The sequence below is a fragment of the Streptomyces sp. NBC_00667 genome (assembly GCF_036226825.1).
Taxonomy (GTDB): domain Bacteria; phylum Actinomycetota; class Actinomycetes; order Streptomycetales; family Streptomycetaceae; genus Streptomyces.
On record NZ_CP109022.1, the window covers coordinates 4,732,400 to 4,754,667 of the forward strand.

20 protein-coding genes and 1 riboswitch are annotated in these 22,268 nt (G+C 71.7%); of the genes, 14 read left to right on the forward strand and 6 right to left on the reverse strand.

The genetic code is table 11. The features are described 5' to 3' along the window. Positions 1-22: 22 nt before the first annotated feature. The 4 genes from OHA81_RS22075 to gcvT form a co-directional block, all read right to left on the reverse strand. Positions 23-1,405 carry an L-serine ammonia-lyase gene (locus tag OHA81_RS22075; RefSeq protein ID WP_329198478.1) on the reverse strand — a complete coding sequence of 461 codons (1,383 nt, stop codon included), beginning with the start codon at positions 1,403-1,405 and terminating at the stop codon, positions 23-25. Positions 1,406-1,677: 272 nt separating this feature from the next. After that, a complete protein-coding gene (gene glyA / locus OHA81_RS22080; protein ID WP_190183516.1) occupies positions 1,678-2,934 on the reverse strand; it encodes a serine hydroxymethyltransferase in 1,257 nt (418 codons plus the stop codon). 15 nt (positions 2,935-2,949) lie between these two features. Continuing rightward, positions 2,950-3,330, reverse strand: a complete 381-nt coding sequence (gene gcvH / locus OHA81_RS22085; protein WP_329198480.1) for a glycine cleavage system protein GcvH — start codon at positions 3,328-3,330, stop codon at positions 2,950-2,952. Between the two features lie 110 nt (positions 3,331-3,440). Continuing rightward, complete coding sequence (gcvT, locus tag OHA81_RS22090) at positions 3,441-4,556, reverse strand: glycine cleavage system aminomethyltransferase GcvT (RefSeq protein ID WP_329198482.1); 1,116 nt, start codon at positions 4,554-4,556, stop codon at positions 3,441-3,443. Positions 4,557-4,717: 161 nt separating this feature from the next. Continuing rightward, positions 4,718-4,821: riboswitch (glycine riboswitch) on the reverse strand. A gap of 212 nt (positions 4,822-5,033) precedes the next feature. On the opposite strand from gcvT, the gene OHA81_RS22095 reads away from it, so the two are divergent. The 11 genes from OHA81_RS22095 (at position 5,034) to OHA81_RS22145 (ending at position 17,796) form a co-directional block, all read left to right on the forward strand. Further along, positions 5,034-5,690 carry an AAA family ATPase gene (locus OHA81_RS22095; RefSeq protein WP_443056616.1) on the forward strand — a complete coding sequence of 219 codons (657 nt, stop codon included), beginning with the start codon at positions 5,034-5,036 and terminating at the stop codon, positions 5,688-5,690. Positions 5,691-6,482: 792 nt separating this feature from the next. Beyond that, positions 6,483-7,217, forward strand: a complete 735-nt coding sequence (locus tag OHA81_RS22100; RefSeq protein WP_329198483.1) for an enhanced serine sensitivity protein SseB — start codon at positions 6,483-6,485, stop codon at positions 7,215-7,217. Between the two features lie 58 nt (positions 7,218-7,275). Continuing rightward, positions 7,276-8,016 carry an enhanced serine sensitivity protein SseB C-terminal domain-containing protein gene (locus OHA81_RS22105; protein ID WP_329198485.1) on the forward strand — a complete coding sequence of 247 codons (741 nt, stop codon included), beginning with the start codon at positions 7,276-7,278 and terminating at the stop codon, positions 8,014-8,016. Between the two features lie 551 nt (positions 8,017-8,567). Continuing rightward, positions 8,568-9,560 (forward strand): ABC transporter permease, encoded by a 993-nt coding sequence (locus OHA81_RS22110; protein WP_329198487.1) that lies wholly within the window; start codon positions 8,568-8,570, stop codon positions 9,558-9,560. Positions 9,561-9,601: 41 nt separating this feature from the next. Next, complete coding sequence (locus OHA81_RS22115; RefSeq protein WP_329198488.1) at positions 9,602-11,359, forward strand: ABC transporter substrate-binding protein; 1,758 nt, start codon at positions 9,602-9,604, stop codon at positions 11,357-11,359. 210 nt (positions 11,360-11,569) lie between these two features. Then, complete coding sequence (locus tag OHA81_RS22120) at positions 11,570-12,571, forward strand: ABC transporter permease (RefSeq protein ID WP_329198490.1); 1,002 nt, start codon at positions 11,570-11,572, stop codon at positions 12,569-12,571. Between the two features lie 35 nt (positions 12,572-12,606). Beyond that, positions 12,607-13,677: an ABC transporter ATP-binding protein gene (locus tag OHA81_RS22125; RefSeq protein ID WP_329202468.1), complete on the forward strand. Its 1,071-nt coding sequence runs from the start codon at positions 12,607-12,609 to the stop codon at positions 13,675-13,677. Between the two features lie 5 nt (positions 13,678-13,682). Next, positions 13,683-14,810, forward strand: coding sequence for an ABC transporter ATP-binding protein (locus OHA81_RS22130; RefSeq protein ID WP_329198492.1), 1,128 nt, complete (start codon positions 13,683-13,685; stop codon positions 14,808-14,810). A gap of 113 nt (positions 14,811-14,923) precedes the next feature. Continuing rightward, positions 14,924-15,580 carry a trimeric intracellular cation channel family protein gene (locus OHA81_RS22135; protein WP_329198494.1) on the forward strand — a complete coding sequence of 219 codons (657 nt, stop codon included), beginning with the start codon at positions 14,924-14,926 and terminating at the stop codon, positions 15,578-15,580. Positions 15,581-15,637: 57 nt separating this feature from the next. After that, positions 15,638-16,498 (forward strand): thioesterase family protein, encoded by an 861-nt coding sequence (locus OHA81_RS22140; RefSeq protein ID WP_329198496.1) that lies wholly within the window; start codon positions 15,638-15,640, stop codon positions 16,496-16,498. Positions 16,499-16,632: 134 nt separating this feature from the next. Beyond that, complete coding sequence (locus OHA81_RS22145) at positions 16,633-17,796, forward strand: cysteine desulfurase family protein (protein WP_329198498.1); 1,164 nt, start codon at positions 16,633-16,635, stop codon at positions 17,794-17,796. 24 nt (positions 17,797-17,820) lie between these two features. Here the strand turns inward: OHA81_RS22145 and OHA81_RS22150 are convergent, their stop codons facing one another. Further along, a complete protein-coding gene (locus OHA81_RS22150) occupies positions 17,821-18,468 on the reverse strand; it encodes an N-acetylmuramoyl-L-alanine amidase (RefSeq protein ID WP_329198500.1) in 648 nt (215 codons plus the stop codon). A 69-nt stretch (positions 18,469-18,537) separates the two neighbouring features. On the opposite strand from OHA81_RS22150, the gene mnmA reads away from it, so the two are divergent. Next, positions 18,538-19,671, forward strand: coding sequence for a tRNA 2-thiouridine(34) synthase MnmA (gene mnmA, locus OHA81_RS22155; RefSeq protein ID WP_329198502.1), 1,134 nt, complete (start codon positions 18,538-18,540; stop codon positions 19,669-19,671). Between the two features lie 29 nt (positions 19,672-19,700). Here the strand turns inward: mnmA and OHA81_RS22160 are convergent, their stop codons facing one another. Further along, complete coding sequence (locus tag OHA81_RS22160) at positions 19,701-20,624, reverse strand: NADP-dependent oxidoreductase (RefSeq protein WP_329198504.1); 924 nt, start codon at positions 20,622-20,624, stop codon at positions 19,701-19,703. Positions 20,625-20,738: 114 nt separating this feature from the next. On the opposite strand from OHA81_RS22160, the gene OHA81_RS22165 reads away from it, so the two are divergent. After that, positions 20,739-21,710, forward strand: coding sequence for a GlxA family transcriptional regulator (locus tag OHA81_RS22165; protein WP_329198506.1), 972 nt, complete (start codon positions 20,739-20,741; stop codon positions 21,708-21,710). A gap of 88 nt (positions 21,711-21,798) precedes the next feature. Then, a complete protein-coding gene (locus tag OHA81_RS22170) occupies positions 21,799-22,143 on the forward strand; it encodes a DUF1330 domain-containing protein (RefSeq protein WP_329198508.1) in 345 nt (114 codons plus the stop codon). The last annotated feature ends 125 nt before the right edge of the window (positions 22,144-22,268 follow it).

Genomic DNA, 22,268 nt, shown 5'->3' on the forward strand with positions numbered 1-22,268 from the left:
CGTCAGCGGCTCGGGCGTCGGCTCAGCACTCGATGACGTTGACCGCGAGGCCGCCGCGGGCGGTCTCCTTGTACTTGACCTTCATGTCGGCGCCGGTCTCCTTCATGGTCTTGATGACCTTGTCCAGGGAGACCTTGTGGGAGCCGTCGCCGCGCATCGCCATCCGGGCCGCGGTGACGGCCTTGACCGCCGCCATGCCGTTGCGCTCGATGCACGGGATCTGGACCAGCCCGCCGACCGGGTCGCAGGTCAGGCCCAGGTTGTGCTCCATGCCGATCTCGGCGGCGTTCTCCACCTGCTCGGGGCTGCCGCCCAGGACCTCGGCGAGGGCGCCGGCCGCCATGGAGCACGCGGAGCCGACCTCGCCCTGGCAGCCGACCTCGGCGCCCGAGATCGAGGCGTTCTCCTTGAAGAGCAGGCCGATCGCGCCGGCCGACAGCAGGAAGCGGACCACGCCCTCCTCGTCGGCGCCGGGCACGAAGTTCATGTAGTAGTGCAGCACCGCCGGGATGATGCCCGCGGCGCCGTTCGTCGGGGCGGTGACCACCCGGCCGCCCGCGGCGTTCTCCTCGTTCACGGCCATCGCGTAGAGGGTGATCCACTCCATCGACAGCGCCTGCGGGTCGCCCTCGGAGCGCAGCTTGCGCGCGGTGTTCGCGGCGCGCCGGCGGACCTTGAGGCCGCCCGGCAGGATCCCCTCGCGCGACATCCCGCGCGCGACGCAGGCCTGCATGACCCGCCAGATCTCCAGGAGGCCCTCGCGGATCTCCTCCTCCGTACGCCAGGCCTTCTCGTTCTCCAGCATCATCGCGGAGATCGACAGGCCGCTCTCCCGGGCCATGCGCAGCATCTCGTCACCGCTGCGGAAGGGGTACCTCAGCTCGGTGTCGTCGAGCTTGATCCGGTCCTCGCCGACCGCGTCCTCGTCCACGACGAAGCCGCCGCCGACCGAGTAGTAGGTCTTCTCCAGCAGCGGGGCGCCGGCCGCGTCGTACGCGAAGAGCGTCATGCCGTTCGCGTGGTAGGGCAGGGACCGGCGGCGGTGCAGGATGAGCTGGCTCGGCTCGTCGAAGGCGATCTCGTGCGCCTCGCCTATCTCGGCGCCCATCAGGCGCAGCCGGCCGCTCTGGCGGATCCGCTCGACCTCGGCGTCGGCGGTCTCCACGTTCACCGTGCGGGGGGAGTGGCCCTCGAGGCCCAGCAGGACCGCCTTGGGGGTGCCGTGGCCGTGGCCGGTCGCGCCGAGCGAGCCGAAGAGCTCCGCGCGGACGGAAGCCGTCTGGGCGAGGACGCCTTCCTTCTTCAAGCGGGTCACGAACATGCGCGCCGCCCGCATCGGGCCGACCGTGTGGGAGGAAGAGGGACCGATGCCGATGGAGAAGAGGTCGAAGACGGAGATGGCCACGGTGGCGAGACTCCCTTGTCTGCTCGTGGGGTGGGAGAGGGGCACAGGAGAGCGGGTTGGACCAGCGGTGAGGTGATCAGGGAGGTTTGTTCGGATTTTGTCCGACGGTCGAGCTTAACGCGGCGAGGTGAACGACCCGCCTGCCGGACGGGGCCACAAGGGGAAGCCGGGGTGTGCGTCGGCTCACATCCCCGGCCCCGACCGGCGGGCGGGCGGGCGTGAAAAAGGGGCCCGGGCCTGTGGGAACAGGCACCGGGCCCCGCCCGGTCGCGTCAGAGCGTCGGGTACAGCGGGAACTTCGCCGCGAGCGCGGAGACGCGCGCCTTGAGGGACTCGGCGTCGTAGGCGGGCTTGAGCGCCTGCGCGATGATCTCGGCGACCTCGGTGAAGGCCTCGGCGTCGAAACCACGGGTGGCCAGGGCCGGCGTACCGATCCGCAGGCCCGAGGTGACCATCGGCGGCCGCGGGTCGTTCGGGATGGCGTTGCGGTTGACCGTGATGCCGACCTCGTGGAGGCGGTCCTCGGCCTGCTGGCCGTCCAGCTCGGAGTTGCGCAGGTCGACCAGGACCAGGTGCACGTCGGTGCCGCCGGTCAGGACGTCCACGCCCACGGCCTTGACGTCGTCCTGGACCAGGCGCGCGGCGAGGATCTTCGCGCCCTCCAGGGTGCGCTCCTGGCGCTCCTTGAACTCGGGCGACGCGGCGACCTTGAAGGAGACGGCCTTCGCCGCGATCACGTGCTCCAGCGGGCCACCCTGCTGACCGGGGAAGACCGCGGAGTTGATCTTCTTCGCCAGCTCCTGCGTCGACAGGATGACACCGCCGCGCGGACCGCCGAGGGTCTTGTGCGTGGTGGTGGTGACGACGTGGGCGTGCGGGACCGGGTTCGGGTGCAGACCCGCGGCGACCAGGCCGGCGAAGTGTGCCATGTCGACCATCAGGTACGCGCCGACCTCGTCCGCGATGCGGCGGAAGGCGGCGAAGTCCAGCTGGCGCGGGTACGCGGACCAGCCGGCGACGATCAGCTGCGGCTTGGACTCCTTGGCGAGGCGCTCGACCTCGGCCATGTCGACCTGGCCGGTCTCGTCCACGTGGTACGGGACCACGTTGTAGAGCTTGCCGGAGAAGTTGATCTTCATACCGTGGGTCAGGTGACCGCCGTGGGCCAGGTTCAGGCCCATGATCGTGTCGCCCGGCTTGAGCAGCGCGAACATCGCGGCGGCGTTCGCCTGCGCACCCGAGTGCGGCTGGACGTTCGCGGCCTCGGCGCCGAACAGGGCCTTGATCCGGTCGATCGCGATCTGCTCGACGACGTCGACGTGCTCGCAGCCGCCGTAGTAGCGGCGGCCGGGGTAGCCCTCGGCGTACTTGTTGGTCAGGACCGAGCCCTGGGCCTCCATGACGGCGACCGGAGCGAAGTTCTCCGACGCGATCATTTCCAGGGTCGACTGCTGGCGTACGAGCTCGGCGTCGACGGCGGCGGCGACGTCGGGGTCGAGCTCGTGGAGCGGGGTGTTCAGTACGGACATCAGGATCCCCTGGGGTCAGTTACCGGCGGTGAGCTTGGCGTACTCGGCATCGGAGAGCAGGTCGGCCGGCTCCTCCGTGACGCGCACCTTGAAGAGCCAGCCACCCTCGAACGGCGCCGAGTTCACGAGCGAAGGGTCGTCCACGACGTCCTGGTTGGCCGCGACGACCTCACCGGTCACGGGGGAGTACAGGTCGCTGACCGACTTGGTCGACTCCAGCTCGCCGCAGGTCTCGCCCGCGGTCACCGTGTCGCCGACCTCGGGGAGCTGGGCGTAGACGACGTCACCGAGCGCGTTGGCCGCGAACTCCGTGATGCCGACCGTCGAGACGCCGTCCTCGGCGGCCGACAGCCACTCGTGCTCCTTGCTGAAACGCAGCTGCTGGGGGTTGCTCATGACCTGATTCTCCTGGATGCGGGGGAGTGGATACGAACAGTGGTCTGGGGTACCGGGACAGCGCCGTACGGACCTCCGTGCGGCGGTGACGCTGTACGGGCAGGGGCGGACTACTTCTGCCGCTTGTAGAACGGCAGGGCCACGACCTCGTACGGCTCATGCGTACCGCGAATGTCCACGCCGACGCCGGAGGTGCCGGGCGCGGCGTGCGCCGCGTCCACGTACGCCATCGCGATCGGCTTGCCCAGCGTCGGCGACGGGGCGCCCGAGGTGACCTCGCCGACGACCTTGCCGTCGGCGACCACCGGGAAACCGGCGCGCGGGACCCGGCGGCCCTCGGCGATCAGGCCGACCAGCTTGCGCGGCGGGTTCGAGGCGGCGCGCTCGGCGGCGGCCTCCAGTGCGGCGCGGCCGACGAAGTCGCCCTCCTTCTCGAACTTCACGACCCGGCCCAGGCCCGCGTCGAACGGGGTCAGGGAGGTGGTCAGCTCGTGCCCGTACAGCGGCATGCCCGCCTCCAGGCGCAGCGTGTCGCGGCAGGACAGGCCGGCCGGGACCAGGCCCGCGCCCTCGCCGGCCTTCGTGAGCGCCTGCCACAGCTCCACGGCGTGCTCGGGGGCGACGAACAGCTCGAAGCCGTCCTCGCCGGTGTAGCCCGTACGTGCGATCAGCGCGGGCACGCCCGCGACGGTGCCGGGCAGGCCCGCGTAGTACTTGAGCCCGTCCAGGTCGGCGTCGGTGAGCGAGGCGAGGATCCCCGGGGACTCCGGGCCCTGCACGGCGATCAGCGCGTAGGCGTCACGGTCGTCGCGGACCTCGGTGTCGAAGCCGGCGGCGCGCTCGGTGAGGGCGTCCAGGACGGTCTGCGCGTTGGAGGCGTTGGCGACGACCATGTACTCGCTCTCGCCGAGGCGGTAGACGATCAGGTCGTCGAGGATCCCGCCGTCCTCCTGGCAGATGTGCGTGTAGCGGGCGCGGCCGACGCCGACGGTGGAGATGTTGCCGACCAGCGCGTAGTCCAGCGCCTTGACGGCCTCGGGGCCGGTCAGGGTGATCTCGCCCATGTGGGACAGGTCGAAGAGACCGGCCTTGGTGCGTACGGCGTTGTGCTCGTCGCGCTCACTGGCGTAGCGCAGCGGCATGTCCCAGCCCGCGAAGTCGGTCATGGTCGCACCGAGCGAGCGGTGCAGCGCGTCGAGCGCGGTCAGGCGGGGGGCAGTGCTCATGGGTGTGGCTCCCGGGTCCCAGGGCATGACATGACGAGGACGATCCTCCCCATCTGTCATCGGAACCTGAGAGGTTCGCCGAGAGTTCCCGCACCGGGCGGAACGCGTCTTCGGCTTGCACCTTGGGTGGAGCTGTCGAGCAGCCCGCTTTTCAGATCTGCCTCATCCACGCGGTACGGGGCCTGAGAGATTCAAGGGAGGAACTTGCTCCTTCGGCGCCCGGGCACGGCCTTGCGGCCTGCCGGGACTCTCCCGCGCGGATTCAAGCGGCCGGTATGCAGTTGGTGTCCAGATGGCGCACATCATTGCACGAGGCGGGCGGGTGTGGGCGGGCGGGCCCGAAAGTCCGGGCCGGCCCCAGCGGGGCTCGAGGGAGGGCGGCACGGGGTGGGGCGGAACCGGGTGGGGCGGATTGCCGTCCCTTTACATTCAGAGGCGGGGGAGGCGATCACTGTGCGGAGGTTCGGAGTGCCGGCTTTGACGGGGACCCTTGAGGGGGTTCCGGCGCAGCGGCGTGCGGACGTGCCGGCGGCGGTGCCGGTGCCGGTGCCGGCGGCGGTGCAGCCGGGGCGGGTCCGGGACCTGCGCGGTGCCGGGGCGCCGGGGCCGCGGCTCTGCTTCGCAGCGGGGGACATCGTGGTGGTGTCCGGCCTGCCCGGCGGGGGCAAGAGCACGCTGATCAAGCGGGCCGCGGGGGCCGGGGTGATCGACTCGCAGGACACGCGGGAGCGGTGGGAGCGGCGGATGCCGGGGGCGCTGCCGTACGGGGTGTACCGGCCGCTGGTCCGCTTCGCCCACTACTGGGGGCTGTGGCGGACCCTGCGGTCCGGGGCCTCGGTGGTGGTGCACGACTGCGGCAGCCAGGCATGGGTGCGGGGGCTTCTGGCGGCGGCCGCGCGGCGGCGGGGGCGGGCGCTGCACCTGCTGCTGCTGGACACCACCGCGCAGGAGGCGCTGGCGGGGCAGGCGGAACGGGGGCGGCGGGTCTCGGCGTACGCCTTCGCCCGCCACCGCGCGGCGGTGACCCGTCTCCTGCGCTCCGCGGAAGCCGGCCACCCCCCTCCGGGCTGCGCGACGGTCACCCTCCTCGACCGCCCTTCCGCTGCCGCGGTCACCCAGATCACGTTCCCCTGACCGCCCCCCGCCCCGTGACCTCCCGGCGGGGGGGCTTCCGGGACCCGTGGTCTTTGCGGCGCCGGGGTACGTCCTTCGGCTCCGCCGACGTGGGGCGACCCGTGGCCTCCCGGCGGGGCGCATCTTCCGGCCCGTCGGCGTGGGCTGCCCCTCGGTCTTCCGGCGCCGCGGACGCCTCTTCGACTCCGTCGGCGCGCCCCTGCCTTTGGCCTCGGCGCCGGGGGGCGCAACGTTCAGCCCATCGGCGTGGCCGACCCGTGCCACCCGGCTTCGGGCGCGCCGCTTGCCGCCTCGCCGGCGCGTCGTTTCCCGGTGTCGGGGCGCCGCTTGTGCAGTCCCGTCGGCGCGTCGCTTCCGGGTGCCGGGGGCGCAACTTGCAGCCTCGCCGACCCGTGGCCGCCCGGCTTCGGGGGCGCCGCTTGCAGCCTCGCCGACGCGTCGCTTCCGGGTGCCGGGGGCAACTTGCAGCCTCGCCGGCGTTTGAGGCGCGGGGTCTGGGGCGGAGCCCCAGGGAATCCGGCTCCGCCGGGCACCGGGCTCTGCCCGGACCCGCGCCTCGAACGCCGGCGAGGCTGGAGTTGGCCGGTGAGGCTGGGCCTGGCCCGACAGGGGGATCCGGACCCGCGCCTCGAACGCCGGCGGGGCTGGAGTTGGCCGGGGCTGCCCGGCGGGGTTGGTGCCGGGCGGGGGTGAAGGGGTCCGGGGCTCCGGTCGGGCGGCGGGTGGGGATGCGGGGCCGGGGGTCGGGACGGATTAGGGTCTGCGGGGTAGCGCGGAGCGAGGAGGCGGCGGATGCACGGCAGCGGGTGGCCCGACAACGAGCTGGAGCAGGTGCTCGGCGCAGCCCTGGGGCAGGCGGACGCCGGGGCGCGGATCCTGGAGGTGCTCGGCCGCAGCCGGATATGGGTGCCGCTGCCCGCCGGCGGGAGCCCCACGCACGCCGCCCTCACCCTCCCGACCATGCTCATCGGCGGCGAGGCCTACGTCCCCGTCTACACCTCCGAGGCCCAGTTCCGCGTCTGCGCCGGCCCCGACATGGACTTCGCCGTCGCCCCCGCCGTCGAGTTCGCCCGCGGCCTGCCCCCGCAGCTCGGCATCGCCCTCAACCCCGAGGGCGCCGTCGGCGTCCCGCTCCCCCCGCCCGCCGTCGCGGAGCTCTGCCGCACCGGCCGGACCCCCCTCGACGGCCCCGCCACCGGCGGCCGCGTCCGGCTCTTCGAGCCCGACTGGCAGGACGACCCGGTCGACTTCCTCACCGCCGCCGCGGAGGAGTTCCGCGCCCTCGGCGTGGTCACCGCCGCCCACCGCTGCCTCGCCAGCGTCGAGGGCGGGGCCCCGCAGCTGTACATCGGTGTCCGGCTGGCGGGATGGGATCCCGAGGCGCGCAGCGCCCCGCTGGAGGCCCTCGGCCGGGCCCTGACCCGCGTACCGGCGCCCTGGCCCGTGCAGTTGATCCTCCTCGACGCCGCCCAGGACCCGGTGGTCGACTACATCCGTGAGCGCGTACGCCCCTTCTACCTCCCGTAGGGCCGCTTAAGCTGGGGGCCCATACGCGTGGATGACGGCGGACGAAGAGGGGTACCGGGTGAGTGCGTCAGGCACGGCCGCGGCCGGGCAGGTCGAGCACATGCTGCGCCAGGTGACTCCCGGGCGCTATGAGAGCTACGAGTCGCTCCTGCACGCCCTCTCCGAGGGCCGCCTGTGGATGCTGCTCTGGCAGGGCCGGCCGGGATCCCCGGACGCCCAGTACGGCGGCATGGAGGTCGACGGCCTCGGCTACGCGCCCTGCGTGACCTCCCCGCAGGAGCTGGCCGCCAGCGGATGGAACCGCGGCTACGAGGTGGTCACCGGCCGGGACATCGCCCGCGCCCTGTACCCGGACCGCTGGGGCCTGTGGCTCAACCCCCACGCCCAGGGCGGCGGCCTCGGCCTCCCCTGGGCGGACCTGCGCCGCATCGCCACCGGCCTCGACCGGATGCCGGCCGGCCCGCTGCGGCTGTCCGAGCCCGCCCTGGAGCTGCCGCAGTTCTACGGGCTGCTGACCCAGCACGCGCACCGCACGCCAGCCGTCCGCTCGCTGCGCCGCGCCTGGGTGCAGCCGTCGCTGGGGTCGGCGTACCTGGCGGTGGGGCTGGACCTGTACGACGCTTCCGCGCCCGCCCTGGAATCCGTACGGGAGATGATGCGGCAGTCGGTCGGGGCGGTCCCGGAGGGCGTTCCGGTGTGCACCGTCGCGCTCGCCGACGAGCACGACCCGGTGGCGATGTGGCTGCGTTCGCAGACCCGCCCGTTCTACGACCGCGAGGGCCAGGCCCCCTCCTATTAGCCCCTTCGTGCAGGTCCAGCGCCGGAATCCCTCCTTCCGGAACATGCTCATGTTTTGAGACAGCTCATACCGGCCATTTTGAGGCCGCCGGATCCCACGGTTCCCGGCGGCCTTCTTCTTGTCCCGTTTTCGCCGCTGTTGTACGCCCAAAAGGCGTGGCACTCTTGTGAGTTGGGCGACATGCCCGTTTGCGTACCGAACAGACGGTCTTGCTCCGCTCAGGTGGGAGTGAAGTCCGGATAACGGGAATCGGGGCGTCAGATCACGGTTGCGCATCCATTCAACTGCGGGTCTGGCGGCTGGTCGAGCGCCCGATGAAGACTCCCCACCCAAGAGCCGGTCAGTCCTCCCAGGACGCGGTTCGGCACGTGATCGGCACCTGCATCCGCACACCGCGTTCTTCCCGCAGCTTTTCCCGCACGTCCTGTACTTCCTGCACTTCACACGCGTTCAGCGTGTCCCACGCACTCCGAGCGCCACTCCGCACCAACGCCGCCACAGCGGCGGGCATGGGCCGGCACACCCGTCGGCCGAGAGGGGTCCCCACCACGATGACGGCACCACTGCATGACACGAGCGCGGAAACGCCCGCACCCGTGTCCGTAGCCGACGTCCCTGCCAAGGCCATCGAAGGCCGCTCGCCCGGCCGCATCGCCTGGATGCGGCTCAAGCGCGACAAGGTCGCGCTGACCGGCGGCGTGGTCGTGATCTTCCTGATCCTGGTGGCGGTCTTCGCGCCGCAGATCGTGAGCCTGCTGGGCCACCCGCCCAACGAGTTCCACGAGGACATGATCGATCCCGACCTCGGCACGCCGATCGGCTCGTTCGGCGGCGTCAGTTCCGACTTCCTGCTGGGCGTCGAACCCACCAACGGCCGCGACGTCTTCAGCCGGATCCTCTACGGCGCCCGCATCTCCCTGATCGTCGCCTTCCTGGCGGCCTTCGTCTCGGTCGTCATCGGCAGCCTGCTGGGCGCGCTCGCCGGATTCCTCGGCGGCTGGGTCGACGGCCTCATCAGCCGCCTGATGGACCTGCTGCTGGCCTTCCCGCAGCTGTTGTTCACCATCGCGCTCGTCTCCGTGGTGCCCAACAGCCTGCTCGGGCTCGAAGGTTCCAGCGTCCGCATGGCGGTGCTGATCCTCGTGATCGGCTTCTTCGGCTGGCCCTACATCGGCCGCATCGTCCGTGGCCAGACGATGTCCCTGCGGGAGCGCGAGTACGTGGAGGCGGCACGCAGCCTCGGCGCGGGCCGCGGCTACATCCTGATCAAGGAGCTGCTGCCGAACCTGGTCGCCCCGATCCTCGTCTACTCGACGCTGATCATCCCGACCAACATCCTGACGGAAGCGGCCCTCAGCTTCCTCGGTGCCGGCGTCAAACCGCCCACCGCCTCCTGGGGAAAGATGCTGTCCGACGCCATCCCCATCTACCAGGACGACCCCATGTACATGGTGGTTCCCGGTATCACGATCTTCATCACCGTCCTGGCGTTCAACCTCTTCGGGGACGGGCTGCGCGACGCACTCGACCCCAAGGGCAGCTGAACCGCTCTTTCGATTCACCCACTTCTGGAGGTTGGACAACCGTGATCCGCAGAAAGCAGGCACTCGCGATCACCGCCGTGATCGCCGCCCTGTCGCTGACCGCCGCGTGCGGTGGCGACGACACCAAGACGGCGGGGGGCGACAAGAGCGACAAGGGCTACAGCGGTGCCGCCACCGGCGTCGTGAACGCCTCCGACGCCAAGGGCGGTGAGCTCAAGCTCTGGTCCCCCCAGGACGTCGACTTCCTCGACCCGGCGCGTGCCTACTACGGCTTCGTGTGGAACATGCAGCGCCTCTTCATACGCCAGCTCTACGCGTACGACAGCAAGCCGGGCGCCGCGGGCACCAAGCTCGTCCCGGACCTCGCAGAGGGCGAGCCCGTCCTGAGCAACGACGGGAAGACGTACACCGTCAAGATCAAGGACGGGGTGAAGTTCGAGGACGGCACGCCGATCACCTCGAAGGACTTCAAGTACGGCATCGAGCGCGTCTTCGCGCAGGACGTGCTGGCCGGCGGCCCGACCTACCTGATCGACCAGCTCGACCAGGGCCAGAAGTACGAGGGTCCCTACAAGGACACCGACCCGGACAAGATGGGCCTCAAGTCCGTCCAGACGCCGGACGACCACACGGTCGTCTTCAACCTGGCGAGCGCGAACTCCGACTTCAAGTACCTGCTGGCCATGCCGTCCTCCTCGCCCGTCCCGGCGGGCAAGGACACGGGTGCCACGTACACCAACAAGCCGGTCTCCACGGGTCCGTACAAGGTCGAGAGCTTCGCCTCCGGCAAGGGCGCGACCTTCGTCCGCAACGAGAACTGGGACCCGAAGACCGACACGATCCGCAAGGGTCTGCCGGACAAGGTCACCTTCACGGTCACCACCAACCCGGACGACATGGACCAGCGCCTGCTCTCCGGCGACATCGACCTCGCCGTCGACGGCACCGGTGTGCAGCAGGCCGCGAAGAACAAGATCCTCAAGGACGCGAACCTCAAGAAGAACGCGGACAACCCGTTCACGGGCTACATCCGCTACTTCGCCTTCCCGCAGACGGTCGCGCCGTTCGACAACATCGAGTGCCGCAAGGCCGTCATCTACGCGGCCGACCCGAAGTCGCTGCAGAACGCCCGCGGCGGCCCGACCAGCGGTGACCTCGGCGCGAACATGCTGCCGCCCGGCGTCCCCGGCGCCGACAAGGCCTACGACCCGTGGAAGCTGACCGCGGGCAAGCCCCAGGTCGACAAGGCCAAGGCCGCCCTCAAGGCGTGCGGCAAGCCGGACGGCTTCGAGACCACCATCGCGGTCCGCAACAACAAGGCCCCCGAGGTCAAGACCGCCGAGTCGCTCCAGGCCGCGCTGCAGAAGGTCGGCATCAAGGCCACGATCGACCAGTACGACGGCAAGCTCTCCTCCTCCACCATCGGTTCGCCCGAGAACGTGAAGAAGAAGAACTACGGAATCATCGTCATGGGCTGGGGCGCCGACTACAACTCCGGCTCGGGCTTCCTCCAGCCGCTGGTCGACGGCTCGTTCATCGCCCAGACCGGTAACAACAACTACACGATGCTCGACGACCCCGAGGTCAACGGCCTGTTCGACAAGGCCGCCGCGGCCGCCACGCCGGACGCCGCAGCGCCGTTCTACACGGACATCAACAAGAAGGTCATGGAGAAGGCGCTCTACCTGCCGATCAACTTCGACAAGGCGCTGGTCTACCACAACCCCCGCCTGACGAACGTCTACTTCAACGACTCCATGGGCAAGATCGACCTCGCGGTCGTCGGCGTCGCCAAGTAGCCCCCGGGCACGGCAGCCAGTAGTCGGCGCCCAGTCGTCCGACCGTCCGGCGGCCCCGTGAGGCGGCCGCCGGACACCAGCAGGTCAGCAAGTACGTAAGTAAGTGCCTTCACCGCACGTGCGCTAGTCCGAAGGGCAGGTGAAGGCCGCAGGCGGCGGTCGTCGTCCCCACGAGGGGCGGCGACCGCCCGCCCCGGGCGGCCGACTGCAGTGCTCGTCTACCTCATACGGCGGCTGTTCAACGTCGCCGCCACGCTGCTGGTGGTCTCCGTGGTCACCTTCGGCATCTTCTTCGCGGTCCCGAAACTGACCGGCAGCGATCCCGCGCTCATGTACGCCGGCCGCGAGACCAATCCCACCGCCCTGGCCGGCATCCGCGTGAAGATGGGCTTCGACAAGCCCATCTCCGAGCAGTACTGGGTGTTCCTCAAGGGCATCTTCGTCGGCCGCGACTACGACGCCGGCACCGAGGTCACGCACTGCGCGGCACCGTGCTTCGGCTACTCCTTCAAGAGCGAGGCCCCCGTCTGGGAGACCATGCTCGACCGCATGCCGGTCACCCTCTCGCTCGCCCTCGGCGCGGCCGTGATCTGGGTGATCGCCGGTGTGGCGACCGGAGTGGTCTCCGCGCTCAAACGCAGGACCGCCATCGACCGCACCGTGATGATCGGAGCCCTCGCCGGCGTCTCCCTGCCGATCTTCTTCACCGGCATGGTGGCCCCCGCGATCTTCGTCTACGGCCTCGGCTGGCTGGACGTGTCCAACTACAAACCCCTGACCGAGGATCCACTGGCCTGGCTCAACAGCCTGATCCTCCCCTGGGTCACCCTGGCCTTCCTCTTCGCCGCCACCTACGCCCGCATCACCCGCGCCACCATGCTGGAGGTGCTCGGCGAGGACTACATCCGCACGGCCCGCGCCAAGGGCCTCAAGGAGGGCGTGGTCATCCGCAAGCACGCCCTGCGCTCCACGCTCACCCCGGTCGTCACGATGTTCGGTCTCGACCTCGGCGGCCTCCTCGGCGGCGCCGTGCTCACCGAGACGACCTTCAACTTCCAGGGCCTGGGAACGGCGGCCGTCGCCGCCATCAGCCAGGGCGACCTCCCCGTCATCATGGGCGTGACCCTGCTCGCCGCGCTGTTCGTGGTCCTGGCCAACCTGATCGTGGACCTGCTGTACGCCGTCATCGACCCGCGCGTGAGGCTGACGTGACCGACAACCCCTCCACCTCCGCCGGACCCGCGTTCGTGCCCGAGCAGGCGGGGCCCGCGTCCCGCGCCTCGGCGGCGTCCTTCCTGTCCGTACGCGACCTCAAGGTCCACTTCCCGACCGACGACGGGCTGGTCAAGTCGGTCGACGGGCTCTCCTTCGACCTGGAACGCGGCAAGACGCTCGGCATCGTCGGTGAGTCCGGCTCCGGCAAGTCGGTGACCTCGCTGGCCATCATGGGCCTGCACCGCACCGGCCAGGCCCGCAGCCGTCCGCACATCTCCGGCGAGGTCGTGCTCGACGGCGAGGACCTCGTCCGGGCCGACGCCGACCACGTGCGCAGGCTCCGCGGCCGCAAGATGGCGATGGTCTTCCAGGACCCGCTGTCCGCGATGCACCCGTACTACTCGGTCGGCAAGCAGATCGTCGAGGCGTACCGGACCCACAACGACGTCGACAAGAAGGCGGCCCGCACCCGGGCCGTCGAGATGCTCGACCGCGTCGGCATCCCGGAGCCCCACCGGCGCGTGGACGCGTACCCCCACGAGTTCTCCGGCGGCATGCGCCAGCGCGCGATGATCGCGATGGCGCTGGTCAACAACCCCGAACTGCTCATCGCGGACGAACCCACGACCGCCCTGGACGTCACCGTCCAGGCGCAGATCCTGGACCTGATCCGGGACCTCCAGAAGGAGTTCGGCTCCGCCGTCATCATGATCACGCACGACCTCGGCGTGGTCGCCGAGATGGCCGACGACATCCTCGTGATGTACGGCGGCCGGTGCGTCGAGCGCGGCACCGCCGAGAAGGTCTTCTACGAGCCGCGCCACCCCTACACCTGGGGCCTGCTCGGCTCGATGCCGCGCATCGACCGCGACCAGACCGAGCGGCTGATCCCGGTCAAGGGCTCCCCGCCCAGCCTCATCAACATCCCGAGCGGCTGCGCCTTCAACCCCCGGTGCCCGTACGCCGACGTACCCAAGGGCGGCATCACCCGCACCCAGCGCCCCGAGCTGACCCAGGACGACAGCCGGCACTGGTCCGCCTGCCACATGTCGCAGGCGGAGCGGACCCGGATCTGGACCGAAGAGATTGCGCCGAAGCTGTGACCGACATGAACAAGACGGGTGAGCCGGGGGCCTCCGAGGTCTCCGAGCTCTCCGAGGTCCCTGCGGCCCCCGCGGCGGCCTCCGCCGAGGAGCCGCTCCTCAAGGTGACCGGGCTGGTCAAGCACTTCCCCATCAACAAGGGGCTGCTGCGCCGCCAGGCCGGAGCGGTCAAGGCCGTCGACGGCATCGACTTCGACGTCCGCCGGGGTGAGACCCTCGGCATCGTCGGCGAGTCCGGCTGCGGCAAGTCCACGATGGGCCGGCTGATCACGCGACTGCTCGAACCGAGCGGCGGGAAGGTCGAGTTCGAGGGCAAGGACATCACCCACCTCGGTGTGGCCGGCATGCGGCCGCTGCGCCGCGACGTCCAGATGATCTTCCAGGACCCGTACGGCTCGCTGAACCCCCGCCACACGGTCGGCACGATCGTCGGAGCGCCGTTCCGCCTCCAGAAGGTCACCCCCGAGGGCGGGGTCAAGGCGGAGGTCCAGCGGCTGCTCTCGCTGGTGGGCCTCAACCCCGAGCACTACAACCGCTATCCGCACGAGTTCTCCGGCGGCCAGCGCCAGCGCATCGGCATCGCACGGGCGCTGGCCCTCAAGCCGAAGCTGGTCGTCGCGGACGAGCCGGTGTCGGCGCTGGACGTCTCGATCCAGGCCCAGGTGGTGAACCTGCTGGACGACCTCCAGGAGGAACTGGGCCTGACCTACGTCATCATCGCGCACGACCTGTCGGTCATCCGGCACGTCTCCGACCGGATCGCGGTGATGTACCTCGGCAAGATCGTGGAGCTGGCGGACCGCAAGTCGCTGTACGAGGCGCCGATGCACCCGTACACGACCGCGCTGATGTCGGCCGTGCCGGTGCCGGACCCGAGGCGGCGGGGCGCGAAGAGCGGCCGCATCCTGCTCAAGGGCGACGTGCCCTCGCCCATCTCACCGCCGAGCGGCTGCCGTTTCCACACCCGCTGCTGGAAGGCGACCGAGCTCTGCACCACGCAGGAGCCGCCGCTGGTCGCCCTCAAGACCGGGCACCAGGTCGCCTGCCACCACCCGGAGAACGCCCCCGACCAGGCGCCGGGCGACAAGGCCCTGCCCGGCGCGGCGGAAGCCGTCGAGACGCCGACCGTCTAGTCCGGCGCGTCCGGGGTCCCGGGGCGGCCACGCCCGGGGACCCCGGACGCGCTGCCGTTCCGCCGTGGCGGGGCCCTGCCGGGGCCACCGCCGCCAGCACGCACAATGGGGGCGTGTCCCAGGATCTCTTCCCGCCCGGTATCCAGCACGCCCTGGACCTCGCGGGCATTTTCGTCTTCGCCACCGCCGGCGCGCTGCTGGCCGTCCGCAAGAACTTCGACGTCTTCGGCATCTGCGTGCTCGCGCTCGTCACCGCCCTCGGCGGCGGACTGCTGCGCGACCTGGTGATCGGCGCCGTCCCGCCGGCCGCGTTCGGCGAGCTCAGCTTCTTCACGACCCCGTTGGTCGCCGCCGCGCTCGTCTTCTTCCTGCACCCCGAGGTCCAGCGGATCAACCGCGCCATCAACGTCTTCGACGCCGCCGGGCTCGGACTGTTCTGCGTGTCCGGCACCACGAAGGCCTACGAGTACGGGCTCGGCCTCACCGCGTCGGCCGCGCTGGGGGTGGCGACGGCGGTCGGCGGCGGCGTCATGCGGGACGTCCTCGCCGGCGTGGTGCCGTCGCTGCTGCGCGACCGGGAGATGTACGCGGTCCCGGCCGTGGTCGGGGCCTCGATGGTGGCCCTGTTCATCGGGTTCGAGGTGCTGAACGGCATCACCACGGGCGTCGCCATCGTCACCGCCTTCGTGCTCCGGCTCCTCGCGATCCGCTACCACTGGCGGGCGCCGCTGGCCTGGAACCGCCGCTCCGCCGTGACCGAAGAGCCGTGACGCTGCCGTAGCAGACCAAAGCTACCGCTTAGTAGCTTGCCGGTGTACCGTCGCCTCATGTCACACACAGCGGCCCAGGCAGCCATCGGAGACAGCGAGTTCGACCGCGACACCGCCCTCGCCCCCCGCGCGGGCGAGGCCGGGGTGTACGACACGGAACTCTCCGCCGGCTGGACGATCATCAGCGCGGTCAACGGCGGATACCTGCTGGCCCTGGTCGGCCGGGCGCTGGCGGCGGCGCTGCCGCACCCGGACCCGTTCACCGTCTCCGCCCACTACCTGACCTCCTCCGTGCCCGGCCCCGCCGTCGTCCGCACGCAGGTCGTGCGGACCGGGCGCACCCTCTCCACCGGGCAGGCCTCGCTCTTCCAGTACGACGAGAGCGGCGCCGAGATCGAACGCATCCGGGTCCTCGCCTCCTACGGCGACCTCGACTCGCTCCCCGACTCCGTCCACACCACGGCGCGGCCCCCGGCCATCCCGGCGTACCAGGACTGCCTCGGCACCGAAGCCGGGCCCGCCCCCATCCCGGGCAGCTCCGAGATCGTCGACCGGCTGCGGCTGCGGCTGGACCCCGCGACGGCCGGCTGGGCCGTCGGCGCACCGTCCGGCAAGGGCGAGATGCGGGCCTGGTTCGAGCTGGCCGACGGCCGGGACGCGGACCCGCTGTCCCTGCTGCTGGCGGTGGACGCGCTGCCGCCGACCGCCTTCGACCTCGGCCTGATGGGCTGGACGCCGACGGTCGAACTCACCACGCACATCCGCCACCGCCCGGCCCCCGGTCCGCTGCGGGTCGCCATCACCACGCGCAACCTGGCCGGCGGCTTCCTGGAGGAGGACGCCGAGGTCTGGGACTCGGCCGACCGCCTGGTGGCCCAGTCACGCCAGCTGGCCCGCGCCCCGCGCACCACTTCTTGACGCGGCTCTCGCTCCGCCCGGCCGCGCCGGGCGGCGCGAGCCCCGGCCGGTGCACCGCACTGGAGGGCGGGTCGCGGCCGGCTCGGGGCCCGGAGGGGTCGGTGGCGGCGGGGGGCTCGTAGAATCGGGGGATCATGGCCTACCTCGATCACGCCGCTACCACGCCGATGCTGCCGGAGGCAGCTGCGGCGATGACCGCGCAGTTCGCCGCCACGGGTAACGCGTCCTCCCTCCACGCCGCCGGCCGCCGCGCCCGCCGCACCGTCGAGGAGGCGCGCGAGGCACTCGCCGAAGCCCTCGGCGCGCGCCCGAGCGAGGTGGTCTTCACCGCCGGCGGCACCGAGGCCGACAACCTCGCCGTCAAGGGCCTCTACTGGGCCCGCCGCGACCAGGACCCCGCCCGCACCCGTGTCCTCGCCAGCCCGGTCGAGCACCACGCCGTCCTCGACGCGGTCGACTGGCTCGCCGAGCACGAGGGCGCCCGCGTCGAGTACCTGCCCGTGGACCGGTACGGGCGCGTACACCCCGAGGCCTTCCGGGAAGCGGTGGAGCGGGGCCCCGACGACATCGCCCTCGCCACCGTCATGTGGGCCAACAACGAGATCGGCACCGTACTGCCGGTCCCCGAACTCGCCGCGATCGCAGCCGAGTTCGGGATTCCGGTGCACTCCGACGCCGTCCAGGCCTTCGGGCAGCTCGACGTCGGCTTCGCCGGCAGCGGCCTCGCCGCCATGACGGTCAGCGGCCACAAGGTCGGCGGCCCCTACGGCATCGGCGCGCTGCTGCTCGGCCGCGACCAGAGCCCCGTACCCGTCCTGCACGGAGGCGGCCAGGAGCGGCACGTCCGCTCCGGCACCCTGGACGTGCCCGCCATCGCGGCCTTCGCGGTCGCCGCCGTCCTCGCCGCCGAGCGGCGCGAGGACTTCGCCACCCGGATCGGCGCCCTGCGCGACGAGCTGGTCACCGCCGTGCTCCGGGAAGTGCCCGACGCCGTCCTCGGCGGAGACCCCGTCGAGCGGCTTCCCGCCAACGCGCACTTCAGCTTCCCCGGGTGCGAGGGCGACTCGCTGCTGCTGCTCCTCGACGCCCAGGGCATCGAATGCTCCACCGGCTCCGCCTGCACCGCGGGCGTGGCCCAGCCCAGCCACGTCCTGCTCGCCACCGGAACCGACCCCGAGCTTGCCCGCGGCACCCTGCGGTTCTCCCTCGGCCACACCTCCACCAAGGAGGACGTCACCGCCGTGGCCGCCGCCATCGGCCCCGCCGTGGCACGCGCCCGCACCGCCGGCCTCAGCTAGGTACCTGCTCCCGCACCGCCGGCCTCAGCCGGGTATCCGCTCCCGCAGCGCCTCACCGACCATGCGCAGGTACCGGTCCCAGTCCCACAGGGGGCCCGGATCGGTGTGGTCGGTGCCCGGGACCTCGGAGTGGCCCAGCAGGTGCTTGCGGTCGACCGGTATGCCGTACCGGTGGCAGACGTCCGCAGCCAGCCGGGCCGACGCCGCGTACATCGCGTCCGTGAAGTCCTGCGGCCGGTCGACGAACCCCTCGTGCTCGATGCCGACGCTGCGCTCGTTCATCGAGCGGTTCCCGGAGTGGAAGGCCACGTCCAGCTCGCGGACCATCTGCTCCACGTGCCCGTCCTGGCGGACTATGTAGTGCGCCGACGCCTTGTGCCAAGGATTCTTGAAGGCGTCCACCGAGGTGTCGAAGCTGCCCTGGGTGACATGGATGACGATCCGGTCGACCCGGTAGTCCTCGGGCCGGTCCGCCATCCGCCAGTTCGCCGGCGAGGCCGCCGTCCAGCTCGCGCCCGCGTGGTCCAGCGCCCCCTCCTCGCGGGGCCGGGACACCCCCGGCAGCATCCACCACGCGCGCCCGAGCTCCTCCCGCCCGGCGACCGCCGCCACCGCGAAGATCCCGAGCCCCCCGAACAGCACGGCTCTGCGGGTCCTGCCCCTGCTCCCCATGTGATCCACCCCCCGCTCCCCACAACGCGCTGTGACCCCGGGCGGTTCCCCCGTACCCTGGACGGTGCTATGACTGAGAACCTGCCGCGCACCCCCCGCCCCCTCCGCGTCCTGGCCGCCATGTCCGGCGGTGTGGACTCCGCCGTCGCCGCGGCCCGCGCGGTCGAAGCCGGGCACGAGGTGACCGGCGTCCACCTCGCCCTCTCCGCGAACCCGCAGTCCTTCCGGACCGGTGCCCGCGGCTGCTGCACCATCGAGGACTCCCGCGACGCCCGGCGCGCCGCCGACGTCATCGGCATCCCCTTCTACGTCTGGGACCTCGCCGAACGCTTCCGCGAGGACGTCGTGGAGGACTTCATCTCCGAGTACGAGGCCGGCCGCACCCCCAACCCCTGCCTGCGCTGCAACGAGAAAATCAAGTTCGCGGCCCTGCTCGACAAGGCCCTCGCCCTCGGCTTCGACGCCGTGTGCACCGGCCACTACGCCACCGTCGTGGAGAACCCCGACGGCTCCCGCGAGCTGCACCGCGCCTCCGACATGGCCAAGGACCAGTCGTACGTCCTCGGCGTCCTGGACGAGAAGCAGCTCGCCCACGCCCTCTTCCCGCTCGGCGACACCCTCACCACCAAGGACGAGATCCGCGCCGAGGCCGAGCGCCGGGGCCTGGCCGTCGCGAAGAAGCCCGACAGCCACGACATCTGCTTCATCGCCGACGGGGACACCCAGGGCTTCCTCGCGAGCCGCCTGGGCAAGGCCGAGGGCGACATCGTGGACGGGGCGACCGGCGAGAAGGTCGGCAGCCACGACGGGGCCTTCGGCTTCACCATCGGCCAGCGCAAGGGCCTGCGCATCGGGCACCCGGCCCCCGACGGCAAGCCGCGCTACGTCCTCGACATCTCGCCGGTGAACAACACCGTGACCGTGGGCCCCGTCGAAGCCCTCGACGTGAGCGCCCTCACCGCCATCCGCCCCCGCTGGTGCGGCTCCACCCCGGCCGCCCCGGGGACGTACACCGCCCAGCTGCGCGCCCACGGCGGCGAGAGCGAGGTCTTCGCCGAGGTCGTGGACGGCGAGCTGCGCGTCTCCTTCACGGAGCCGGTGCGCGGCGTGGCGCCCGGGCAGGCCGTCGTGCTCTACGACGGCACGCGCGTGGTCGGCTCCGCCACCATCGCCACCACCACCCGCGCCACCGCCCACGTCTGACCGGGGCCGGGCGGTCCGGCCCGCCCGGCTCAGGCCACCGTCAGGACGATCTTGCCGGTGGTCCGCCCCTGCTCGCCGATCTCGTGGGCCTTCGCCGCCTGCTCCAGCGGCAGCACCGTGTCGATGACCACGCGGAGCTCGCCCGCGTCGGCCAGCGCGGCGATCTCCCGCAGGCCGTGGAGGTCGGGCTCCACGAGCATCCAGGCGCAGTGCACGCCCTGCGGGTCCTGCGGCAGGCCGTCCGGGCCGGGCAGGGTGATCAGGTGCCCGCCCTGCTTGAGCACCTTCAGCGAGCGCTGCCCGTGGTCCCCGCCGACCGCGTCGAGCACGACGTCCACGTCGCGGACGGCGTCCTCGAAGTCGGTGGAGCGGTAGTCGATCAGCTCGTCGGCGCCCAGCTCGCGCAGCAGCTCGTGCTTGCCCTCGCTCGCGGTGCCGATCACGTACGCGCCGCGGGCCTTGGCGATCTGCACCGCCAGGTGGCCGACGCCGCCGGCCGCCGCGTGGATCAGCACCCGCTGGCCCTCGGTGACCCCGGCCGTGTCCACCAGCGCCTGCCAGGCGGTCAGCGCGGCCAGCGGCAGGGCCGCCGCCTGCACGTGGTCCAGGGAGGCGGGCTTGCGCGCGAAGTGCCGGGCCGGAGCGACCACGTACTCGGCGTAGCCGCCCGCCTGGCGCGGGAAGTTCGGCATGCCGTAGACCTCGTCGCCCGCGCGGTAGAGCGTGACGCCCGGGCCGACGGCCTCGACGGTGCCCGAGACGTCCCAGCCGACCATCGGGACCTCGCCCCAGCCGATGAGGGCGCCACTGGCCCGGGTCTTGAAGTCCACCGGGTTCACGCCGGCCGCGTGCACCCGTACCAGGATCTCGTTCGGACCCGGCTCGGGCCGGTCGGCCTCGACCTCGGTGAGAACCTCGGGTCCACCCCACCGGCTGACGACGACGGCACGCATGTATGTCTCCTTGGTTGCGTTCTGCGCCGGTTTTACCGGCCGATGGCACCAGCTTGGCCGCCCGGAGACGCTCATGGTGGTGGCCGGACGGCCACCATGTGACAGAATCTGGCCATGCACCGTGTAGCCGTACTCGCCCTCGACGGCGTCGCCCCCTTCGAGCTCGGCATGCCCTCGCGCGTCTTCGGCAACGCCCGCGCCGAGGACGGCAGCGCCCTCTACGAGGTCACCGTCTGCACCGCGGACGGACTCCCGGTCGCCAGTGACGCGGGCTTCACCGTCGGTGTCGCCGCGGGCCCCGAAGCCCTCGCCGCGGCCGACACCGTGATCGTCCCGCCGACCCACGCCATGCCCGGGCTGCTGCGCGGCGAACCGTTGCCGCAGTCCCTCGCCGACGCCCTCGCGGCCATCCGCCCCGGCACCCGCATCGTGTCCATCTGCACCGGCTCCGAGGTGCTCGCCGCCGCCGGGCTCCTCGACGGCCGGCCCGCCACCACCCACTGGGTGCACGCACCGGAGTTCCAGCGGGCCTTCCCGCGCGTCAAGCTCGACGAGGACGTGCTCTTCGTCGACGACGGCGACCTCCTCACCTCCGCCGGCGTCGCCGCCGGCATCGACCTCTGCCTGTACCTGGTCCGCGCCGACCACGGCACCGCCGTCGCCAACCGCGCCGCCCGGCTGTGCGTCGTGCCGCCGTGGCGCGACGGCGGCCAGGCCCAGTACATCGACCGGCCGGTCCCCGAACCCACCGTCGCCACCACCACCGCCACCCGGGCCTGGGCCCTGGAGCGGCTCGCCCAGCCGCTCACCCTGGCCGAGCTGGCCGCGCACGCGAGGATGAGCCTGCGCACCTTCACCCGGCGCTTCCGCGACGAGGTGGGCATGACCCCCGTCCAGTGGCTCACCGGACAACGCCTCGATCTGGCAAGGCAGTTGCTGGAGTCCAGCGACCTGCCCGTCGACCTCGTCGCCCACCGCTCCGGCTTCGGCTCCGCGAACTCCCTGCGCCAGCACATGCGGGCCGCCCTGGGCATCTCCCCGATCGCCTACCGGCGCACCTTCCGCCCGGCCCTCGTGGAGGCATGACCCGCGAGGTAATCGCCATCGACGCCACGGCGCGACAGGATCGGGGCAACGGCCCGGACCACCCGGAAAGCCGAGAGGGGAGACAGTCATGACCGCGTACGCCATCGGCCTCCAGCGTCCCGAGACCATGAACGAGGAGATCCTGCGCTACATCGAGGAGGTCCAGGCCACCATGGACCCCTTCGAAGGCCGCTTCCTCGTCCACGGGGCCGAGGTGGAGGTCATGGAAGGCACCTTCCCCGGCACGCTCGTCGTGATCGGCTTCCCGGACATCGAGCGGGCCCGCGCCTGGTACGCGTCCCCCGCCTACCAGGCCCTCGTCCCGCTCCGCGCCCGTCACATCCCCGGCGAGATCATCCTGGTCGACGGAGTCCCGCCGGGCTACGACGCCCACAAGACCGCCGCCGGCCTGCGCGAGGCCGCCGGCCTCTGACCGGGCGGCGCCCACCGCACCGCGCGCGCCCACCGCACCGTGCCCCCACGCACCGCGCGCCCACCGCACCGCGCGCCCACCGCACCCCGGCACGGACGACGGCCCGCCCCGGGGTGCGAGCATGG

Coding starts and splice junctions, on each gene's coding strand:
- glyA (WP_190183516.1), bottom strand. CDS start 2,934: ATGTCCGTACTGAACACCCCGCTCCACGAGCTCGACCCCGACGTCGCC.
- gcvH (WP_329198480.1), bottom strand. CDS start 3,330: ATGAGCAACCCCCAGCAGCTGCGTTTCAGCAAGGAGCACGAGTGGCTG.
- gcvT (WP_329198482.1), bottom strand. CDS start 4,556: ATGAGCACTGCCCCCCGCCTGACCGCGCTCGACGCGCTGCACCGCTCG.
- OHA81_RS22100 (WP_329198483.1), top strand. CDS start 6,483: ATGCACGGCAGCGGGTGGCCCGACAACGAGCTGGAGCAGGTGCTCGGC.
- OHA81_RS22110 (WP_329198487.1), top strand. CDS start 8,568: ATGACGGCACCACTGCATGACACGAGCGCGGAAACGCCCGCACCCGTG.
- OHA81_RS22130 (WP_329198492.1), top strand. CDS start 13,683: ATGAACAAGACGGGTGAGCCGGGGGCCTCCGAGGTCTCCGAGCTCTCC.
- OHA81_RS22140 (WP_329198496.1), top strand. CDS start 15,638: ATGTCACACACAGCGGCCCAGGCAGCCATCGGAGACAGCGAGTTCGAC.
- OHA81_RS22145 (WP_329198498.1), top strand. CDS start 16,633: ATGGCCTACCTCGATCACGCCGCTACCACGCCGATGCTGCCGGAGGCA.
- OHA81_RS22150 (WP_329198500.1), bottom strand. CDS start 18,468: ATGGGGAGCAGGGGCAGGACCCGCAGAGCCGTGCTGTTCGGGGGGCTC.
- mnmA (WP_329198502.1), top strand. CDS start 18,538: ATGACTGAGAACCTGCCGCGCACCCCCCGCCCCCTCCGCGTCCTGGCC.
- OHA81_RS22160 (WP_329198504.1), bottom strand. CDS start 20,624: ATGCGTGCCGTCGTCGTCAGCCGGTGGGGTGGACCCGAGGTTCTCACC.
- OHA81_RS22165 (WP_329198506.1), top strand. CDS start 20,739: ATGCACCGTGTAGCCGTACTCGCCCTCGACGGCGTCGCCCCCTTCGAG.
- OHA81_RS22170 (WP_329198508.1), top strand. CDS start 21,799: ATGACCGCGTACGCCATCGGCCTCCAGCGTCCCGAGACCATGAACGAG.